The organism is Bradyrhizobium sp. th-b2 (genome assembly GCF_000426785.1).
Lineage (GTDB): Bacteria > Pseudomonadota > Alphaproteobacteria > Rhizobiales > Xanthobacteraceae > Bradyrhizobium > Bradyrhizobium septentrionale.
The window spans coordinates 1-16292 of record NZ_AUGA01000091.1; the positions used below are offsets into that span (position 1 = coordinate 1).

Below are 16292 nucleotides of genomic sequence, written 5' to 3' on the forward strand. Positions count from 1 at the left end.
TCCGACCGGCAACGGCCAGTTCAGTCCGGCAGCCCCGGCTCGGCGCAGATAGCTGTGCACGGCTCCGTTGCTGATGCCCAGGGTGCGCGCGATGGCTCGCTCCGGCAAGCCTTGAACATGTTTTAAGCGGAGAACCTCTTTGATCCGGCGCATCGACAATCTCTGGGTGGGCAGCGGCCTTCCTCGTTCACTGACGAGGCAGTTCCTAAGCCGGTTGAGTTGTCGGCCGAAGCGGGCTGAGCCGCTGAAAAGCTGCTCACGATCCCGCGAAATCCGTGCTCACGATCGTCTGAAATCTCTGCTCACGATCCCCTGAAATCCGTGCTCACGATCCCGCGAAACATGCATGCGGCCATGCTTGAGCATGAAGGCGCTCACCTGCTGCCGGTGGATCCGCAGCGTCTCAACCGCTGCCGATCGAGCGCGAACGAGGTCGCGCATCGCTTCATGACCTTCATCGGGAACCCACACAGCCGTCAGCTCGCCGGCGCGTAGCAGCCGCGCGAGAGAAACGGCGTCCCGGCGGTTCGTCTCACACGATCACCCGGCTTCCTTGGGATCAGCGACGGCGCCACAACCGTGCATTGGTGGCCGAGCGACCGGATCAGGCGATAAAGACCATAGCCAGTCGGGCCGGCTTCGTAACAGAAGTGGACGCGGTCAAACCGGTTGGCGATCCGCCCTAAGACGCGGCGCATGTTGGTGGCCGAAGCATCAACCTCGCCGAAGAACCGAACCTCCCCTCCCGGCCTGCATCCGCAATCGCGACGGCATTTCTCAGCTTGGCCACATCGATTCCGACGAATGCTTCCTTATAATCTGCCACGACTCGTCCTCCTGTGATGAGGATCGGCTCGGTTCGCCCGAGCAACCCTCGGACGCGCAGTGTAGGGCGAGCCACCTCATCGGTAGAGGCGGACATACGGTCTTACCGTCGATCCAGTCCCAATCGATCTTGCCGGTGAGCCGGACCAGCTCGTGCTTCAGATTGATGATCTGGTCGAGCCGCGCCCGGAAAAGATCGTTCGCTCCCGTCGTTTTGTGCTTCTTCGGCCGCTGCGCGGCGTGCCCTCCGATGCGGACAGGGAATCATGCTTCGCCCGTCGAGGGAATCTCGAAAACGAAATTGCAAGCTTCCGATGCCCAAAACACCAAAACCTTGCAATCTCAGAACACGATTTCAGATCAGTCGCCTGGAAGCTTCTAACGGGCGACGGGCTTCAGCTTCATCAAAGATTGGGTGGAGAAGAAGGTCAGGCGCCATCTGGCGCATGCTCGGAAACGAAAGGGCTTCTGCTGGAAGCGGTGGAATAGGTCTTGGTTGTACGACACTCTCATGCTGTTCAACGGCTATCGAGTGCGACGCGACGGACCGAAAGCGGCCCCAGCGGGATAAGTCCCATAAGCCTTGGAGTGAAGCAAATGGGAGCGCGCAGTGCGGGAAATCCGCATGCTGCGTGCGACGTGGCGGGGGCTGGAAACGTGGCACGGTCGAGAGGCCTGCCGGCGCGCCAGTCCTCGACCCTACCGGAGAGCGGCTCCGGGTGCAACTCCCGGGCCGCCTCACCATGGACTGGGCATGTCGCTTTATGCAAAACGGCTGGAAGGCGGTCGCTTCGTCGCTTCCTGTGGCGACGTCGGCTGATGGCGTGGTGACAATCACCCCAGCCCAGCTCCTTGGCTACCTGCTGGAGGGCATCGACTGGCGGATGCCACAACATACGTGGCGGCCGCAGGCGACTGGCTGATCGCTGGGATTTGAATCGGTGGCACGATCAGCGGTTCGGACAGAGACCGCGTCTTGTGATTCTCTGGTCGGCGATGCCGGCGTTGACATGATCTTCGGTTGCCGGCGCGGAGAATGCGGTCTTTGCGTGCTGCCGATCCTGGAGGCGTCGGCTAGCCTGGCGCACAACAGGCAGATCATGATCGCGGTCGATCATCGCTTTGCGCTCAGCAAGCCCGCCTTGGTGAGCGCGCCGGACAAAAAATCGTTCTCCAACGCAAGCTCGCCGATCTCTGCGCAAACGAAGTTTGTCGCTTGGCATGCAACGCCTTCAAATCGACCGGTGCCTCGGCCGATCCCTTGTCCTGCCCAAACACGCCGGCGGCGCCTTCCAGGAGCTGGTTCTTCCAGCTCGTGATCTGGTTGGGGTGAACATCAAACGTTTGCGCAAGTTCGGCCAGTGTCTTCTCTCGCCTTCACGGCGGCCAAAGCCACCCTCGCCTTGAAGGCCGGAGAATGCGTCCGGCGGCTCCTCTTCGTCATCTTCGCTCCTGATTCGCGGCATAAGCCTCGCCGCTGTCAGGCAGAAAATCCACTTAAGCTACTGGCCGAATTTGCCGAGCCAGTTCTCCACGACCTGCCGGTGTCCCAATCTGTTGGACTGTAACTTTATCGCCGCAGGGCGTTCCGATCGTGAGACCGCTTCACGCGAACACTCAATCGAGTCCGCCTCGCATATTGCCATCGAGCAGGGGAGATACCTGGGACTCAGGAAACGTTCTGGGTACCGAAATTGAGCCGGTGACGGCCGGGATTGCCAGCTCTCGCCGAACCTTCGCAGCTTGTTCGCGCTTTGGTGAGGCAGCCTCTCGTTGCGGTCCGGGCGTGAGCTGGCGGCCGAGCTCGGGCGCGAGCGACTCGAACTTCGCCCGCAACTCGTCGGTTAGGGCTCCTGCCTCTGCGTCACCTTGAAGCACTAGAGGATTGAGTAGCACCAGGAGCTCAGTTCGCTCTTTGGTTTGTTCAGTACGCCGGAATGCCGCTCCCAGAAGCGGAATGTTCATCAGCAAAGGAAGCCCGGAATCGGCCCGAGAGGTACTATCCTGCATCAACCCACCAATTGCTATCGTATCCCCGTTTCGTGTCGATACGGTGCTCTGCAGGCGGCGTAGCGAAATCACAGGGGACTGGATACTGGTGAGCTTGTTCTTGTTCGCGGTGCTAACCTCCTGAAAAGTTTCGAGTGTGACACTGCCGCCAGCGCCTATTCTGGGCGTAACAGCCAAAATTACTCCTGTGTCACGCAGTTCGACGTTGCTGATGATCGGCGAGTTCTCGCTTGCCGGGGATTGGGATGATCGGGACAAGATAGGGACCTGCTCGCCGACCTGGATCGTCGCCGGCTGATTGTCGACCGCGAGAATGCGTGGCGCGGATACAACCTTGACGTCCGCCACCTCGCTCAGCGCATGCAGCACAACGTTGGCACTTGTCCCGGGAAACACATAGGACAAGCCACCTTTTGGAACGGCACCCAGGGCACGAGAGGACAAAAGATAGTCCACCCCGTACCCCAGGCCGTCGTTTAGCCGGACCTCGGCGACAATTGCCTGGATGAGAACCTGACGCGGTTTGACATCGAGACGACGGATAGCGGCATCGATGATCTTGGCATCGTGCGGTGCCGCCAGAATAACAAGCGCGTTCTGGCTGCGATCCGCCTGGATCCGCACCGGCGCCGATAAACCGAGACTGGCCGGGGCCACCACCGCTTCGTGCTTTGCTTGCACCGTCTGCATGTTTGAGTCGGAGTCTGCGTTCGGCGGGCTGGACGGGTTGGGAAAAAGGTTTGATCGACTGGCCAGGCTTGCCACCGGCACCTTGCCGGACTCTCCATCGGACTGTGCGGGCGTCGCTGCAACGCTCGGCTCAGCGCCGAAGATTTGGGCGAGCACCTGAGCCACTTCCGTCGCCCTTCGGTACTTCAGTGGCCGCACTTGAACGTTTGCTGCTGCCTTGGACGTTCTGTCCAGCTTCTCGATTGTCTCACGCGCGTGCTGAAGTGCCGCAGGGTCGTCGGCTACTACAAGAATGCCATTCAACCGCTCCAGTGATGCAAACCGGACTCGCGCCGGGCCCTCAGCATTCTGATTGAATAGAAAATTGAGATCTTTTTCGACTGCGGCGGGACTTGCCTGAGCCAGGGTATACAGTGCAAAGGACTTGTGGAGCATGCTATCGATGTCCAACAGGCCTATGAGTTCACGCGCGGAACTAACGCCACCGGACGCACCGCTGATGGCAATGCCTCGTTGTCCGGGAGTAGGCGACAAATGAACGTTTTCCTCGATGTTTGGTCGGATGACCTTGATGACCTCGACTGGATCGACATAACGAACGGGAATTACCTTAATATCGCCGCGCCCTCCGTCGGCGAGGTCAGCCAGGCGCGCCACCCTGACTCCCCGGTCAACTGCCGCCAGTCCGTAACCAGACTTTCCCAGCACTTCGTCCAGAAGCCGCGGAACATCACTCGCCGGAACCTTACCGGACGTCCGGAGCGTTATCTTTCCCTCTACGCCTGGATCGATCACAACGGGCATGGCCAAGATATTGCCGACGACGTCATTCACGACCCGCCGAATATCAGCATTGACGTAGTCCAGACTGACGCGCGTGCTATTGGTGGTGACCGGTAGCCGACGTTCCGAGGTTTCAGCAGGCGGGGCGGATGGCTGGGTCAACACCTCAAAGCCTCCCGCGAGCGATGCGCCCTCCGAGTATGTATGTTCAGACACCTTCCGAATGCCGCTCGGTGGGTTCAATAGAACGCTGCGCTCAGCGGTCGAGCCCGCGCATCCGGTGAGGAGCAGACAAAGAAACGTGAGTAGCGTGGGGCGCGAAGAGGGGCACACTTGCGGAAGACGTGCATTCATTCAATGTTTCCATGTGCCAGCGCAAAATCACCCTCTTGAGCTTTGGCAGCGCGAGCGATGCTGGGCTTGGCGCTCAGCAACGAAAGTTTCCCGAGGATTAAGACAAATAGCAGCTTGATGATTCTTCCGAGTATCAGTACGGGAGACCCGCCAAGCTGCAAATTAATTCATCGATATGGGGCCATAACGGGAAGTGATGGAGCTGCGAGCGCTCTCTGCTTTGACACATTGATGGTCGCCTGGATGACCAGAGGCGGCATTCGCCACGCGGCAGGTCTCGACGAGTTGTTGCTGCCAATCTTGGCTGTTGCGGGTGAAGCGCGAGATCGCGGACGCAAACCGGACCAACCCTTGCCAGGCAAATAGCCGCTGCCATTCGCTCCAAAACAGCGCGTTTTATGTTGTCGTCGTCGGCTGAACGACGCGCGATGATCATCGACCACGTCAAGCCCTGATCACCCCAGTGTCGTCAGGTCGCGTATGACTTACCTACCGCGATCTCGAGCGGGCGGCTTGGTCGAACATTATTTCGCGATCATGAGAGCGTCGACAAATTTTGTCGCCGGGTGATGTCTACTTCGGCAGGGCCGAAACGCAAGCCCATCAAGTGCAACACCATTGCAAAGCGCCGCTTGCAGCATCAATCGCGGGACTGTCAAACTATACCCCCCCTTCTCGAAGATCCTGATCAGTCTCGAATTATCTGACGACGGACAGTCAAGGCAGTTCGACCGGTCTGCCGCCGTCGGAATAGAAGCGATGAGGCGAACGCTCTGGCGTTCGACCACCGCGCGGCGTTCTTCACGTTGCTCTGCCATTTTTCTGAAGCGCAAGGTCCACGTGGGTCGCCAGGAGGTCACCTACCGCCTTTGCCGCGAAGGGCAGCGGAGTATTGCCGGAAGAGATCAGGCATGCCGTCACATGGATCGGCGGATCTATCGAGATCAGACGCAGACGTCCATGTCCCGGGATGTCAGAAAAGACGATCTTCGGAACGATCACATTGCCGATGCCTGCATTGACCAGGGAGAGCGCACTGGCGAACGTGTCGACTTCCGCGATGCAATTGGGAGTCAAGCCGACCTCTTGGAACGCCCGGTCCAACGCGCTGCGAACTGTGTTGGGCCGTGTCGGCAGCACAAGAGGAAGGTGAGCCAGCCGCTCGAGCGAAATGGTATGCGTGATGTCTTCGGCAAACAAAGGTCCAACCAGCGATAGTGGCTGACAAAAAAGCGGCTGCCGGAATAAGCCCTGGATAGGCTCATCTTCCAGAAGGAGGCAGAGATCGATCGCACGCGATGCGATAAGCGATCTCATGCGCAGAATGTCACCTGCAACCAGACGGAGATGCACTTTCGGCAGAATCATCTGGCAGGCTTTAATAAAGTCGCAAGCCCAGCACACCGCCAATCCCGATGACATGCCAAGCCTCACCAGGCCTTCCGGTTCTCCTGCCGTCGACCGGACGACGCGGCCCAGCTGCTCCACCTGCGCAATGATCGATGCCGCCTCACGATAGAAGATTTCGCCGGCGGCAGTTGGACGAATGCCGCGTTGACCGCGCTGGAGCAGTTCGACGCCAAGCTCAGCTTCAAGGGCAGTCATTTGCTGGCTGAGGGCAGACTGCGCCACGTGGAGCATGCCTGCCGCCCCCGTAAAGCTACCAGCATCCACGATGCCCAGGAAATAGCGGAGATGACGAACTTGCAGGAAGTTAGGTGACATCAGTCGCGTTCGATTTCGCTCAGTCATTCAAGCCTGATCAGGATAGCCGGACTCGCCTATCAGCCCGGATATCGTGCCGGCAGCGAACGACCAAACCTACCGACGAAGATCAGGCAATATTCCGGATGATACCATTGAGTGCGTCGTGAACCGCCTTGATGATGGTGGAGTTCAAGTTCAAGAGCGTCGTGTGCTTGCTCATTGAGAGCTGAAACCGGAGCTGATCCATGGTGTCGTCCGGGTTCATGGTTTTCATACGTTCTCTCACATCGAGTTCGGATTGGGCAACAGATTGCCCAATCGAGCTGGTTATGCTGCCGAAATCCATTTCACCTCTCATTACTCAGCGGACTATTTCGCGGTGATGCCGCATCCATGTAGCATCGACGACTTCTGTCGCGCAATCTATTGCCTCGAGCAGCGTTTGCAGCGCTTCGAACTGCCGCAGCGTGACGCCGCTATCGATGTCACGTTTCAGAGACCGCCGCAAGTTCTGCATGTCTTCATTGATGGCAGCTCTGCTGGAGCCATTAACGTCGTTTAGCAGCAGCTTTTCCAGCTCAAGCACGATGGACTCCTCTTCACCGTCGATCATCCTCGCTTAACCACTCAGGGGCGCTTCGATAGAGCATGCGAAGGTTCGATTCTCCGATACGCACGATAAGCCCGTCGTGGTCGATGGCCGCAATCTTGCCGATGTGATCGATGGTGTCGCCCACTTTCAACTGGGCTCCGTTCTCAACCACGACGAAAGGTGTGCGGCCCAGGTGCACCCCGCGCACCGCGGGCAATACCATCAGCTCGCACCGCGACTCGAGCCGGATGTAAGGCTTGAATCTTTCCTCGAACCGGGCGGCAACGTCGTTCCACTCATCGAATGTAGCCGAGGCCAGCGCTCCGGACACGGATACGACATCGGGCCTTACGGTGATGCGGATGGACCGACGGAGTTCTGCGGACGCAGCCCCCAGGAGAAAAGCGCGTGCGCGATCTGGTGTTGCTACTTCATCATGGGTCTTGTAGATGCCCGGGATGTCCTGCTGGAGACGACGAAGGGCCGCTTCTACTTTGGCATCGCTCCTACCATAACCTATCACTGTGAGTTCGCCTGCACCTTCAACCCGAACGCGACCATCGATATCAAACGCGTGTAGGATCGTAGCTGCGAGGTCGATGAGCCTTGCGTCAGATAATTTGGCAGTAGCCGGTCGCTTTGCTGTGAGGTCAGCCGCAAGCCTGGGGTCTTGCCAGCCAGACTGGCTCTTGTTGCTATTCTCTCCAGGCTCCGGGTCGATCGCCGGCTTGCCGGCAGTCGACGGGATATTGACGTCGGGTGCAATGTCCACGCTATGAGGATCGGCCGTCTGCGATTCGATCGGCTGAGCGCCCGGAGCGGTAGAAAAAGCCCGGGAGTGGAGCCGCTCCATCCCTGCCCAAGCGCCACCTATTATCACGGGGAGGCCACAAACCGCTGCCCCTAGCCGCAATCGCCACGGTATCCAGCCCGCCGCGAGACGTGTTCGCCGGCTGCCCAAAGCCAGTGACTCGGTCGCATCTGAAGGGAGCCTGCTTGCATCCACCCCCTGGCGCTCGAGTACGGAATCCCCCTCAGGAAAGTCGAGCCCGACCGGGCCCAGGCTAAAGATTGTGCGGCCAACACGAACCGGGGTGAACGGATCAAGGAAAGTCGGATTGTTGGTTGTGCACTCCGTTCCGTTGATCAGCACGCCCGGTGCGAGCGCAGTGATCTGGATTCTCCCCGACTCGTTAACAACACGAATATGCGACCCGACGAGTTCTGGATCGCCAAAGGTGAGGTCATCCGTATGATGGCTACCGATGAGCCACGTTCCCTCGCCCAGCCGTGTCTCCGCGCCCAGGTTCGGCCCGGACAGCACGCGCAAGGCGACCTTGGCCTGTTCACCGGTCAGAACATTCTTTTCCGTCGGCATGTTCGTCACTGCAACGCAATTTGCGCCAAGGGCTGGACGGAGATGTCAGGAGTAAGCTCCTGATAGGAGAGCACCGGCAGCTCGTACAAATCGACCTCGACAAGCTTGCGGACATATCGACGGATATCGATCGAGGTGAGTAGCACGGGCTTGTACGGCATCGTTTCAAGCATGTCGGCGGCATCTTTTATTCTGTCAACGATCTGTTGCTTGGTCTGCGGATCGAGAGCGAGATAGCGTCCGGCAGACGTCTGTCGAATTGACTTGCGCACTGTGTCTTCCACATCCGCCGTCAAAATGTACGCCGGCAACAGATTCGTACCGGCACAGTGTTGAAAGCAGATTTGCCTCTTGAGCGCGCCACGCACGTACTCGGTTAGCAGGACTGCATCCTTCTCGTTCTGTCCCCATTGGACCAAGGTGTTGAGGATAGCGCGCATGTTGCGCAGCGAAACCTGCTCCGAAACGAGCCGTTTAAGCACCTCCGCGATCATCTGCAGAGGGACCAGGCGCAAGGCCTCCTTCACGAGCTCCGGAAAGGACACCTCCGCCTGTTTCAAAAGCGCCTTCGTTTCCTGGATACCGATGAACTCATCGGCGTTCCGACGCACGATTAGACCAACATGGCAGGAAAGAATCTGGGCTGATTCCAGATACGGGATACCCGCCGCTCGCAGCGAATCGAGATGTTCGACATGAACCCAGACGGTCTCGATCTGAGGCAAGAATGAGGGCTCTTCCACGACACATGGAATGTCCACCATTTCGAGGCCCTCGGGCGTATCACGCGCCAGGACGTTTTGGGGCCGCAATCGTCCCGATCCGTATGGAACTTCATTTAGCCTGACAATATATTCGCCCTTGTGACAATCATCGCTTATTCGGACATTGATCACTGGAATCGGAACGCCAAGATCGAGCATCAGCGCCTGCCGCGTGGCCACCAACGCTTTATCAAGCACATCCGCCTGAATCAGCGCCTGGATATCCCGGTCAACGTCGATCATCAGCGGCACAGTAAGCATGACGTCATTGCTGCCTGCCTTGTTTGTCTCAGAGGGCTCAGCTGGGCTCGTCAACAGCGCTCTCCCACTGAGTCGCTGGCCGTGCGAGTCAGTGCGCAACAGCTGGCCACGACGCTGTAGCAGCCAGCCGGCTCCGCCCACCGCTGCTGCTAAAACAATAAAAATCAATGTCGGAAAGCCGGGGACAAGAGAGAACAGGACGAGCATGAATGCTCCAACCATGAGTGCACGTGGTTGCGCACTCAGTTCATTACCGATTGCATTGCCGAGATCTGCGCTGTCGTCTTCGGAGCTTACTCTCGTGACGATGAATCCTGCCGTGATCGAGGTGAACAGCGCCGGAATCTGACCGACCAGACCATCGCCAATGGTCAGGGTCGTATAGACTTCAAGCGCCTCCGACAATCCCATTCCCTTTTGGAGTGAACCAATCGTGATCCCACCAATGATGTTCACGATAATGCTGATGAGGCCTGCGATCGCATCCCCTTTGAGGAATTTCATGGCGCCGTCCATGGCACCGTACAACTGGCTTTCGCGCTCGATGGCAACACGTCGCCTGCGAGCCTCTCGCAGGTCGATGCTGCCCGCCCGCAAGTCGCCATCGACGCTCATCTGCTTTCCCGGCATGGAATCCAGAGAAAAACGTGCAGCGACCTCGGCAACGCGCTCTGATCCTTTGGTGATGACGACAAATTGCACAATTGTCATGATCAAGAAAGTGACCGCGCCTACCACGAGATTACCAGCTACGACAAAGTTACCGAAGGTCTTGATGATCTGGCCAGCTTCCGCATGAAGCAGGATGGTGCGAGTTGCCGCAATACCGAGCGCCAGACGAAACAGCGTTGTCAACAAAAGTACCGATGGAAATGAGACGAATGCGAGTGGCGACTTGATGTAGACCGCCACCATCAGCAGGATGGCTGCAATTCCCAGATTGACCGCTTGCAGGACATCCATAAGCACTGACGGAAGCGGAATAATCATCATGAAAACGATCGTGATCAGCAACGTCACTAGAACAATGTCGTTGCGGCCGGTCGCGATGGTCAGCAGTTTGTCGAGTGCCTTCATTTGATCAACCTAGCGCGACTTGACCCGTAGAATGCCGGTCCATGCTCAGAGGCGCGACACGCCGCTGACGATGGCTCGCCCCGGCCCTGAGACAGACTGCCGGCCCGCTTCATCCCCCGGATTAGCAAATTTGAACGTCCCCACCGATTAGCTGCGTCCAAAGCTAACTCCCCAGGGACGCGACAGCGAATCGCTTGTTTTCTCGATAGCCTTCGGAAGGCCGCAGTCGTTGGCCTAGACGACACGCGATCATGCCAGCGGGACGATCGGTCGAGCGTATCCCCATCAGCTTAACCGCACGATCTGCATCGACGTGAACCGCAGGATCCGATGCACCATGGATGAGATCGCCCACATGACCCGCCAAATCCAACGCCGTATCGACGTTCGCCTGATCTCCTCCCGAGCCTTCGCATCCCTGAAATTCATCGAGATCCAAGGCCGACCCGGCTTGCGACGTGTTCACACCGGCCCCGTTCTCGCAATCCTGCTCCGGCCTCTTCATCGCGGCGTCGCGCACGGCGCGCGCCAAATGGTCGCACTTATCGAATTGCTTGCCTGTTTGACGCACGACGTTGCACGCCTCGTCGCGAGCCAGCCGGGCCTGATCGGTTTGCGCGACCGCCTTCTCAATGTTCTTTTCGAGCAGCTGATCTTGATCATGCAGAGAGGTTATCTTTGCCTTCAGACCGACAAGAGCGCCGAGAGCGACGGTTTCTCCGATCACGGAATCATACAGCTCAGCTTCAAGCCGAAGACGCTTTTGCCGCCAGGCGCGGTGATTTTCGGCGGCGGCCTCCACAGCAGCGGCAGCGCTCTCAAGAGCCAGCTGTCGCGCCCGGAGAATATCTTGCTGACGATGATGTCGCAATTTCCGCAGCTGCAGAAGACGGGGCACGGCGTCCGAGATCATCCCACGCATGTTGCAAGCTCCTGGAGCGTGGCTTCGAAATCGATCTGCTCGCTTGTCGATTGGCGCAGGAAGTTCTGTATTTCGTCCTTTCTGACGATCGCCTCATCCGCGAGTGCGTCGCTTCCGTTCTTGTATTCACCCACGCGAATCAATAGTTCAACCTCTTGGTATTTCGCCATCAACTCCCGCAGTCTCCGCGCCATGCTTTCATGCTGCGGAGCCACGATCATGCTCATGACGCGGCTGACGCTCGCGAGAATGTCGATGGCAGGATAGTGGTTCGACATTGCCAGGGCACTTGAGAGCACAATGTGGCCATCAAGGATCGAACGCGTTTCGTCGGCGACGGGTTCAGTCATGTCATCCCCCTCGACAAGCACGGTGTAGAAGGCCGTGATCGACCCACGCGCATTGTTGCCCGCACGTTCCAAGAGTTGGGGCAGTGTCGCAAACACGGATGGCGGGAAACCATGCCGGGTCGGCGGCTCACCCGCTGCAAGGCCGATCTCCCTGTGTGCCCGCGCAAAGCGCGTTAGTGAATCCATGAGAAGCAGTACGCGTTTGCCTTGATCGCGAAACCATTCAGCTATTGCCGTGGCCACATAGGCGGCCTTGGCCCGCTCCATGGCCGGTCGGTCGGACGTCGCAACAACAAAAACCGCTTTGGTCCGTGATCCCGAGCCGAGCTGCGTGATGAACTCTTGCACCTCCCGTCCGCGCTCGCCAATAAGCGCTATCACCGCAACGTCAACCTCAGCGCCCCGTATGAGCATCGACAGCAGTGTACTTTTGCCGGCGCCTGCAGCGGCAAAGATACCGACGCGTTGCCCTTCCCCGCACGTCAGCAGGGCATCGATCGCCCGTACACCGACCGGAAGAACCTGATCTATGCTACGCCGGGTTAGCGGATCCGGTGCGCTGCCATGAACCGGCACGTGGGCCTCCGCGATCATGGGCCCATGAGTGGTTGCATCGAGCGGGCGGCCAAGGCCATCAAGTACCCGACCGAGCAAGTTCCAGCCCGCCGGCACCAGCAGGGCCCTTCTCGTCGGAATCACCTCCGTGAGGGTAGAAAGTCCCCGCATTTCCCCGAGCGGCGTCAGAACGGCAACATCGCGCTGAACACCAACGACCTCGGCGGTCAGTTCACGGTCATTTCTGGGATCGCGGAGTTTGCACAAATCCCCGATACGCACCCCAGGAGCCGTCGCACGGATGATTGTTCCAACGACTTGAAGGACACGACCACGGACATTCATCGTCGGCGTTTGCTCAACCGCTCTGCTCGCGAGGTGGAAAAATCGATCGATGCTTTCACCCGAACAACCTGCGGGATCTATCACCGTTGACGGCTCGGCTGGCTCAGAGATCACTTCGATGCCTCCAGGCTTTTGCGAAGCCCGCTTTCGATCAACGTTAGCTGACTTTCGATCGTCGCGTCGACCAGCCCGGCATCGGTCTCGAGAATACACCCGGCATCATTGATCCGCGGATCAGAAACAACTTCGATGACAGCGCGTGACGTGACCGCCGAGACTATGTCGTCGACCCGGCCCCGAACGGTCTCGACCAGCGACGGTGCCACTCGCAGCCGAATGACAGGGCTGTGGCCCACGACGCGCAGACTTCGCAGCGCGATCTGCACTGCGGCCTCGTCCGGCGCTGTCGTGTCGATGATCCGCCGCGCGATCTGCAGGCCGAGGTCCACGATCCTTTCCTTGTTGTTCTCCATGACCCGCAGCGACTCTACGGCGATTGCGGCCAAGCGCTGTTGAATTGTCACTTGCGCTTCCTTGAGCCCGGCTTCTGTGGCGGCCGCTTCAATCCTGCTTGCGGACACACGCGCTTCGTCAACAAGCGCCTCTGCATCGCGCTGCGCTTGGAATAGGAGTTGCTCGGCCTGCAGGAGTGCCTGCGCGCTTGCCGCCGGCAAGATTTTCCCTGGTCCGAGAATACTGATCGTCTCGGACGTCAATCGAACCAGTGCGACCACAGGGCCATCCTTTTGCGGACCAACCGTCGCATTGCATGAAAGGCGTCCTCTCCGGCACTGTCATTGCGACAGGCGTTAGCCGCCACCGTCCAGATCGACGCAGGGCCGCGCAATCTCAGTCGCACCTGCAGTGCATCCGGGATGCAGCCCATTGCGAGGCCGAACATTGCAGCTCCGCAGTGGAGCAATTCAGCAGGTCCATTCGGCAGCTTGGAAGCACCGATAGCCGACATCAGTCTGGCGGTCGGTCGTGGCAGCAGCGCGGCATGGAAAGCGAACGAGAAGGCGTCTTCTCCGAGGACGGAACGCGCTGCAACGACATCGGGGTTGCGAAGCTGACCGACAAGACTGGGCACCCCGGTCCACGCCGCAGCAAGGCACATGAGGCGCACGGCGTCCGGTACCGGCAAAAACGCGAGCCGCGTCCGCGGCGCATGGCCAGCGGAGATGATGGCCGACGCCCCCCTATCTTGATCGCGAAGCAACCGACTTCCAAGCCTCATTCGGATGAACGAATCTGCCCGTACAGGCTCCCGCGGCAGCCATTCCGGCCAATCCTTGGCTATAGCATCATCAAAGTCAGCAGCGGGATCGGCGATGCAGCGCATCATCGCTCCGGCCCACGGCCTGTGAAGCCAGCTATCCGAAATTGCCGCCGATCCTGTCGCGATCATCGCGGGATTGCTCTCTTGCATTGATCTATGGCGCGGCAGGAGTTGCTGTGCGGCTCACTCGCTTCCGCCACACGATAAAGGCAAGAACTGCATTGCCGATTAGCGATATCACCAGCCCAGCCACGAGTCCGACCAAGATATAGAGCCAAGCGCTGACCTCCGCGCCGGGAGGCGCATCAAGTGGCAGCAAGCCGCTATCGCTTTGAGTTGCCTCGACGAGCGTAACCGAGACCCCGTCGTACGATACGCCATTCAAGCTATTTGCGACCAACTCCTTGATCTTCGGTACGACCTGATCAACGGCAGTACCAGCTTTATAGCGGACCAACACAGCAGCAGTTGAGGGCGCAGGTGGGACGCGATCGTCGATCGTATTTTCGTGCAGGACGGCATGGACGCGGGCACTGAACACTCCATCGATCCTGGAGAGCGTCTCCGACAACTCCTGCGTCGTGCCATGGATAAATCGCACACGCTCCTCCGTTGGCGATGACAACATACCCTCTTTCTTGAAGAGGGTGCCCAAGTCGGCAAGCCGATCGCGAGGCAATCCCGCGCCATCCAGGACACTCATGGCGCGCGGCACGTGTTTCGTCGAAACAAACAGGGAGGCTGCACCGTTATCCTCGGCCACCCGCTCGACATCGATGCCGTGCCGCATCAGCAACGCAAGCATCTCGTTGGCGTCATGCGCCGGAAGATTGCGATAAAGCTCGACCCTTGCTCCGCAGCCCGTCAACGCAAACGTCGCCAAAAGAATCAATGCGCACCTCAACAGCAACATCACGCTCGCACAACGGTTATTCACTGGCTCTTCAGGAGAGCATCAAGGCTTTGTACGGCCTTCCCAACCACTTTTGACGCGATATCGTATTGCAGCGTCAGGGCTGACAGGGTGGACTGCGCGTTCAGCCATTCAGTCGAGCTGTACTCACCGGAAGCATAGCTTTCCACAACTCCAGCCGCAACTTTCGCGGCATCGCCGAAAGATGCGCTTAGCTTCTCCATTCCACCAAGGATATCGTCAGCCACCCGGACGCGACCAATCAACCCGTCCTCGCTGGGGGCAAGAGCAGTGACTGCTGCGGGATCATCATTCGGTGATGACGATACCGGCCGCTCGAGTGCCGCACGAAAGGCCTCGACCGAGTCAATCGGCGCCCTTGATGCTGCCGGCCTCCCGCTCGCCGGCGACACGGCCTCAAGTAGCGCCACGACCTCATTCACGCCGCTCATTGACTGAACCTCCTGTATGCACCTTCGTTGCACCACCTAACACCGCAAAAAGCCCATCCAGCGCCAGATCGCCGCGAGGAAGACGCCGAAGCACAGCATCCCGCTCGCTTGTGCGGCCAGCAACCCCAAGCGCAAGCGCCTGAAATGCCATTCCATAGGGATCATTCGCGCGGGCAAGAGAATCGAGGCGCTCCAGCGCTGCTTCAACGTCGTTTGCCAATAGGTCGACGAGCACGCCAGCAATGATAGCCTCCCGACCGCCCGGGGCAACCACATCGATTCCCTTGGCAATCCGCCTCGCTCGCTCCACGTCGCTTTTAACACAAGCCAGAAACGCAACCTCGGTCAGGCTCCGCAGGAGGCGGCGTCGGCTTTCCGGCGCGGCAAAAGCAACCAAGTCAGACATAACGACGAATAGTCCTTATACCGCTTTAAACCCGCCTCATCCGCCAGAATGCAATGAGGCCCTCACCGAAGAGCTGCACTTGCTGCGGGCTGTTTTGGCCACCGCTTCTGATGCCGCTGAGCGCGCCATAAGCATTCGGATGAACGCTCTGCTTTCCAGCATGCCGTCGCCCAAGATTAACTGTTTGAGCGGCTCTAGCCCGCGGCACGATTGAGTGCAAATACCGTTCGCAGATGGAAGTATAGTGAATGCATATGGACGGCAACTCCGGGCTAAACGGAAGACCGCGCAAGCAAGGAGTAAGGCGATGGACACGGCGGACAACGCCGGAGCTATCGCCAATTTTTGGTGACGACCGGGCCGGTCAGGCGGCGGCGGTTGCGGGCTGACGGTCGGTCGGCTTGGCGATGACCTCGATCCCGTCGTTGAATGTCACACCGAGAACGAGTTTTGGCAACTGGTTGTGTCCGTCGAGCCGTCGCCAGCTTTTCCGTGCGCCCTCAAGCAATTTGAAGACCATTGCTAGTCCTACTGCGTCACAAACGATGATCTGTCTAGTGGTCGAACTTGATCGCACAACAAGGACATCTCGACAGCGTTCGGACGAGCCCATGTTCGAGGCGCCGTCG

15 protein-coding genes and 3 pseudogenes are annotated in these 16292 nt (G+C 58.9%); 1 reads left to right on the forward strand and 17 read right to left on the reverse strand.

Annotated elements, in window-relative coordinates:
* Together K359_RS59940 and K359_RS59945 are read right to left on the reverse strand one after the other, a co-directional pair.
* On the reverse strand, positions 1 to 174 hold a 174-nt coding region (locus tag K359_RS59940), incomplete at its 3' end, for a sigma-70 region 4 domain-containing protein (protein ID WP_198031270.1).
* A 171-nt stretch (positions 175 to 345) separates the two neighbouring features.
* Positions 346 to 1077: pseudogene (locus tag K359_RS59945) on the reverse strand (transposase); the annotation flags it as partial.
* On the opposite strand from K359_RS59945, the gene K359_RS64060 reads away from it, so the two are divergent.
* A complete protein-coding gene (locus tag K359_RS64060) occupies positions 979 to 1314 on the forward strand; it encodes a hypothetical protein (protein WP_156928996.1) in 336 nt (111 codons plus the stop codon). The pseudogene K359_RS59945 and the gene K359_RS64060 sit on opposite strands and share 99 nt — an antisense overlap.
* A 587-nt stretch (positions 1315 to 1901) precedes the next feature.
* On the opposite strand, the pseudogene K359_RS59950 reads toward K359_RS64060, so the two are convergent.
* From K359_RS59950 to K359_RS65135, 15 genes and pseudogenes are all read right to left on the reverse strand, one after another.
* Positions 1902 to 2269, reverse strand: a pseudogene (locus K359_RS59950) (transposase); the annotation flags it as partial.
* 173 nt (positions 2270 to 2442) lie between these two features.
* Complete coding sequence (locus tag K359_RS0142770) at positions 2443 to 4470, reverse strand: secretin N-terminal domain-containing protein (protein WP_198031269.1); 2028 nt, start codon at positions 4468 to 4470, stop codon at positions 2443 to 2445.
* 993 nt (positions 4471 to 5463) lie between these two features.
* On the reverse strand, positions 5464 to 6387 hold the full coding sequence (locus K359_RS55240; protein WP_051346742.1) for a LysR family transcriptional regulator: 924 nt from the start codon (positions 6385 to 6387) through the stop codon (positions 5464 to 5466).
* A gap of 109 nt (positions 6388 to 6496) precedes the next feature.
* Complete coding sequence (locus tag K359_RS0142785) at positions 6497 to 6715, reverse strand: EscF/YscF/HrpA family type III secretion system needle major subunit (protein WP_029084623.1); 219 nt, start codon at positions 6713 to 6715, stop codon at positions 6497 to 6499.
* A 15-nt stretch (positions 6716 to 6730) separates the two neighbouring features.
* The gene (locus K359_RS0142790) at positions 6731 to 6982 is read right to left on the reverse strand and encodes an EscE/YscE/SsaE family type III secretion system needle protein co-chaperone (protein ID WP_029084624.1); all 252 of its coding nucleotides are present in this window, start codon (positions 6980 to 6982) and stop codon (positions 6731 to 6733) included.
* Entirely contained in the window at positions 6969 to 8339 is a 1371-nt protein-coding gene (locus K359_RS0142795; protein WP_156928997.1) for an FHA domain-containing protein, read from the reverse strand. Before K359_RS0142795 ends, K359_RS0142790 begins: the two co-directional genes overlap by 14 nt.
* A 5-nt stretch (positions 8340 to 8344) precedes the next feature.
* Positions 8345 to 10441: a type III secretion system export apparatus subunit SctV gene (gene sctV / locus K359_RS0142800; protein ID WP_029084626.1), complete on the reverse strand. Its 2097-nt coding sequence runs from the start codon at positions 10439 to 10441 to the stop codon at positions 8345 to 8347.
* Between the two features lie 163 nt (positions 10442 to 10604).
* On the reverse strand, positions 10605 to 11363 hold the full coding sequence (locus tag K359_RS0142805; RefSeq protein ID WP_029084627.1) for a YscO family type III secretion system apparatus protein: 759 nt from the start codon (positions 11361 to 11363) through the stop codon (positions 10605 to 10607).
* Complete coding sequence (gene sctN, locus K359_RS0142810; protein ID WP_225024888.1) at positions 11351 to 12727, reverse strand: type III secretion system ATPase SctN; 1377 nt, start codon at positions 12725 to 12727, stop codon at positions 11351 to 11353. Before sctN ends, K359_RS0142805 begins: the two co-directional genes overlap by 13 nt.
* Positions 12724 to 13347 (reverse strand): FliH/SctL family protein, encoded by a 624-nt coding sequence (locus K359_RS0142815; protein ID WP_156928998.1) that lies wholly within the window; start codon positions 13345 to 13347, stop codon positions 12724 to 12726. The genes sctN and K359_RS0142815 overlap by 4 nt, the downstream gene beginning before the upstream one ends.
* Positions 13326 to 14042 (reverse strand): hypothetical protein, encoded by a 717-nt coding sequence (locus K359_RS0142820; protein WP_156928999.1) that lies wholly within the window; start codon positions 14040 to 14042, stop codon positions 13326 to 13328. The genes K359_RS0142815 and K359_RS0142820 overlap by 22 nt, the downstream gene beginning before the upstream one ends.
* Positions 14043 to 14046: 4 nt before the next feature.
* Complete coding sequence (gene sctJ, locus K359_RS55245) at positions 14047 to 14805, reverse strand: type III secretion system inner membrane ring lipoprotein SctJ (protein ID WP_051346743.1); 759 nt, start codon at positions 14803 to 14805, stop codon at positions 14047 to 14049.
* A 20-nt stretch (positions 14806 to 14825) separates the two neighbouring features.
* Positions 14826 to 15257: an EscI/YscI/HrpB family type III secretion system inner rod protein gene (locus K359_RS0142830; protein WP_156929000.1), complete on the reverse strand. Its 432-nt coding sequence runs from the start codon at positions 15255 to 15257 to the stop codon at positions 14826 to 14828.
* On the reverse strand, positions 15241 to 15663 hold the full coding sequence (locus tag K359_RS62305; protein WP_156929001.1) for a hypothetical protein: 423 nt from the start codon (positions 15661 to 15663) through the stop codon (positions 15241 to 15243). Before K359_RS62305 ends, K359_RS0142830 begins: the two co-directional genes overlap by 17 nt.
* A gap of 364 nt (positions 15664 to 16027) precedes the next feature.
* Positions 16028 to 16292: pseudogene (locus K359_RS65135) on the reverse strand (hypothetical protein); the annotation flags it as partial.